At 44.8% G+C, this 3980-nt stretch carries 2 protein-coding genes and 1 pseudogene; 1 reads left to right on the top strand and 2 read right to left on the bottom strand.

What is annotated here, in order from left to right:
* A pseudogene (locus RMO35_RS17375) lies at nt 1-274 on the bottom strand (Uma2 family endonuclease); the annotation flags it as partial.
* Between the two features lie 15 nt (nt 275-289).
* Nucleotides 290-2047: an arginine--tRNA ligase gene (gene argS / locus RMO35_RS17370; protein WP_309742570.1), complete on the bottom strand. Its 1758-nt coding sequence runs from the start codon at nt 2045-2047 to the stop codon at nt 290-292.
* Between the two features lie 209 nt (nt 2048-2256).
* Between argS and RMO35_RS17365 the strand changes: the two genes are divergently transcribed.
* Nucleotides 2257-3525 carry an MFS transporter gene (locus RMO35_RS17365; RefSeq protein ID WP_309742569.1) on the top strand — a complete coding sequence of 423 codons (1269 nt, stop codon included), beginning with the start codon at nt 2257-2259 and terminating at the stop codon, nt 3523-3525.
* The last annotated feature ends 455 nt before the right edge of the window (nt 3526-3980 follow it).

Here is a 3980-nt window from a genome sequence, read left to right as displayed (position 1 = left end):
CCCTAGCGGCGTATTCACTCCGCTTGTACCGATAATCTCTTTTCTCTTGGTTGGGGCTGACAACTTCGACTACTAATAAGGGTGGGGGCATGTCCATTAGTACGATCGATCGACTCGCACCTTCCATTTCTGTGGCTAATTCTTCAGACAATACTAGTAAATCTGGTACGCGTACCGAGATCCTCAATCCACTTACAATCACCTCTGTCTTTACTCTGAGTCGATAGGAGGGAATACCAACTTGGAAAAAATATGCCAACAGAAACATGGCAATCGGGATCGATCGCAATTACATCCGCTCTAGTACTGGAATACCGAGTAAATCTAATCCTAATTTCAACGTTTTAGCTGTCAAATTACACAGAATCAATCGCGAAGTCCGCACTGGTTCTTCTGACGATAAGACGGGACAGTTCTCAAAAAACTGATTGAATTTTTGACTGAGTTCAAACAAGTATTGACACAACCGATTTGGTAATAGATCTCGCTCGACTTCATTGACGATCGAACCTAATTGTAAAAGGTGTTTGGCAAGTGTTAGTTCGAGTTCTTCATTGAGAATAATCTGGGCATTAGCCCCGAGACGATCGAAATCGATCCCACCTTTGCGACTGATGCCTTGTACCCGGACATAGGCATACATCATATAAGGTGCGGTATTCCCTTGCAGTGCCAGCATTTTGTCAAAACTAAAGGCATAATTACTAGTGCGGTTTTGGCTCAAGTCGGCATATTTAACGGAACTTAGTCCGATGACTTGCGAACTATTGGCGATAAATTCTTCAGTTTCTTGGCGTTCTTCGGCTACTAGTCGCGATTTGAGGTCGTTACTAAATCGTTCGATCGCTTCATCGAGTAAATCTTTTAATTTAATGGCTTCACCCGATCGCGTCTTAATTTTCTTACCATCTTCACCTAATACTAAGCCGAAGGGAACGTGAATAATTTCGACATTTTCGGGTATCCAATTTGCTAATTTGGCGACTTGGAATACTTGGGCGAAATGATCTCCTTGTCCGGCATCTGTGATATAAATAATCCGATCGGCTTTATCGGTTTGAATCCGGTATCTAATGGCGGCTAAATCGGTAGTAGCGTAGTTATAACCACCGTCGGTTTTTTGGACGATTAGCGGTAAAGGATCGCCGTCGCGATTGGTATATCCTTCGAGGAAAACGCATTGTGCGCCGTCGCTTTCGACTAGTAATCCCGTCGTGCGTAAGTCATCAACTACTGCGGCTAAATAGGGATTGTAGAATGATTCGCCGCGTTCGGTAAGTTGGACATTCAATCTGTCATAAATCACCTGAAATTCGCGCCGCGATTGGTCGCATAATAGTTTCCAGGCTTTAATCGTATCGGGATCTCGGGCTTGTAATTTGACTACTTCTTGTCTGGCGGCGGCTTGGAATTCGGGATCTTCGTCGAAGCGTTGTTTGGCTTTTTTGTATAAGACCACCAAATCGCCTAAATCGAGCGCGTCAGCCGTCGTCAAGGCTTGGGGATAAGCTTCCCGGAGGTAGAGGATCAACATCCCAAATTGGGTACCCCAATCGCCGACGTGATTGAGTCTGAGGACATCATGACCGCGAAATTCTAATACCCGCGCGATACAGTCTCCCAGAATAGTCGATCGCAAGTGACCGACGTGCATTTCTTTGGCGATATTCGGACTAGAAAAGTCCACGATGACACGTTGGGGTGTAGCGGCGACAGGGACTCCCAAGCGGCTGTCTGCTTGGATGGCTTGAAGCTGAGTGGCGAGATAGCTGGGTTTGACAGTAAAATTAATAAAGCCAGGGCCAGCAATTTGGGGAGCTTCACAGATTTCGGATACTTCTAAATTATCGACGATCGATTGGGCGATATTGCGTGGTGGTTGCCCCAATTTTTTGCTCAGTCCCATCGCCATATTTGCCTGATAATCCCCAAATTTGGGATTGCTCGATAATACCAGCAGGGGATCTGTACCAGCATAATCGTCTCCTAATGCGGCAACGATCGCGCGATCGAGTTGAGTAGTCAGGTAGGCGATGGTGGAGTTCATTACAGGGACGGGATGAATTAATAGCTACTATTTATTATCCATTATCTACTGTCCACTCCAACGACTGTCACACACAGCCAAATTTCTTGACCCACTTATAGGTACAATCGCTACAGACAGAGAGAGAAGCTTTCTGTTGGAGTAATTCCCGATCCGAACGCTATCGATCCCCGTCTCCTCGTCTCCCCCTATTCCCTATTTCCTAGTCTATGCTACCTGCAAAAACACCAACAGAGGCGAGTGGATTTAAAGCTCTACTCAAAAACCGTCCATTTTTATTTTTGTGGAGTGGGCAAGTACTTTCTCAGATTGCCGATAAAGTAATGCTAGTAATGTCGATTTCGTTACTGGACACCTATAATATCCCCAATAAGTATGCCGCTGATTCTAGTGCGTATTTGATGATTGCTTCGACGGTTCCTGCAATTTTGTTTGGTGCAGCGGCGGGAATATTTATCGAGCATTATCCTAAAAAAAAGATTATGGTAATTGCGGATGTAATTAGGGGTTCCCTCATCTTACTGTTAGCAATTTTACCAAAAGAATTTGTAGTTTTATTATTAATTACTTTTGCAATTTCGACAGTAACCCAAGCATTTGCCCCGGCAGAACAGTCCGCGATTCCCCTGGTAGTGAAGCCCGAAAATTTGTTGACAGCCAATGCCTTGTTTACCAGCAGCACTATGGGTTCGATTATTGTCGGATTTGGGATCGGCGAGCCAATTTTGACGGCGGTAACTAATATCAGCCAAAACGGTTCGCGCGAAGTGTTGGTTGCTGTGCTCTACTTCTTCGCCGCTGGATTGGGACAATTGGTAAAAGTACAAGAAAGGATCGATCCGAATCATCACACTCGCCGAGTCAATCCTTGGTATGAGTTGAAGGTTGGATTTGATTATCTGCGTAGTAATAAATTGTTGTTGAATGCGATGTTGCAATTAGCCGTCTTATTTTCGACGATTGCGGCGTTACCGATATTGTCAATTAAACTGACGGCTGAAGTCGGTCTTAAGACCGATCAATTCGGATTTTTAGTAGCTGCGCTAGGCATTGGATTAGTCTTTGGTGCTGGAGTTTTGGGACATTTTGGCAATCGTCTGCAACAAAAGTCTTTACCCCTGATTGGATTTATTGGCATGGGAATCGTGCTGGCAATATTTACATTTGTGAACAATTTGGCGATCGGGTTATGCTGTGCCGGGATCTTGGGGTTGGGGGCTTCATTAATTGCCGTACCGATGCAGACATTAATTCAAGAAAGAACGCCAGAATCAATGCGAGGCAAGGTGTTTGGCTTTCAGAATAATGCGGTAAATATTGCGGTCGCCGTGCCGTTAATTATTGTGGCTCCTTTAACCAATCAGTTTGGGCTGCGATCGGTATTATGGGGGATGAGCGCGATCGTGGCAGTTGCGGGAATCTTGGCGTGGAGCAGCACTCGGCATGTATTAGAGGAAGTCACCCAAGATGAGAGTTAGGCTCGATCGAGATCGAGCCTCGATTGTTACGGCGATAATTCGTAGTATAAAATTAATCACGTGTGTAGTGATAGTCATCGAGTTCACCGTAAAATGGCTGATGGCGGTGTGACTCAAGTAGGGTTAGATTAGTGACACGAGGTTGGTTCCGCCACTTAAGCGAGCAACCAACGTTCAAAAATGTTTTTTTAGTGTCTGTTGCGCTCATTTGCATCTGATTACGAAGGGAAATCGGGGTTTTAAATTTAAGAGGCGATCGTTAGTCAGCTAGCGATCGCCTTTTTGTTTAGGAGATGGGAGATGGGAGATGGGAGATGGGAGATGATGAAACAATGATCCTATATACCCTATCAGGATTGAAATGTACTCGATTATCTCTTGATTTCACTCCAATAAATCAAGCCGTCTGGATTAGCAATTTCGAAAGGGTATTATCCGATTTCAGTAAGCATCCA

The sequence above is a fragment of the Chamaesiphon sp. OTE_20_metabat_361 genome (assembly GCF_031364565.1).
This window is presented reverse-complemented; position numbering and strand designations above follow the sequence as displayed.

Coding starts and splice junctions, on each gene's coding strand:
- argS (WP_309742570.1), bottom strand. CDS start 2,047: ATGAACTCCACCATCGCCTACCTGACTACTCAACTCGATCGCGCGATC.
- RMO35_RS17365 (WP_309742569.1), top strand. CDS start 2,257: ATGCTACCTGCAAAAACACCAACAGAGGCGAGTGGATTTAAAGCTCTA.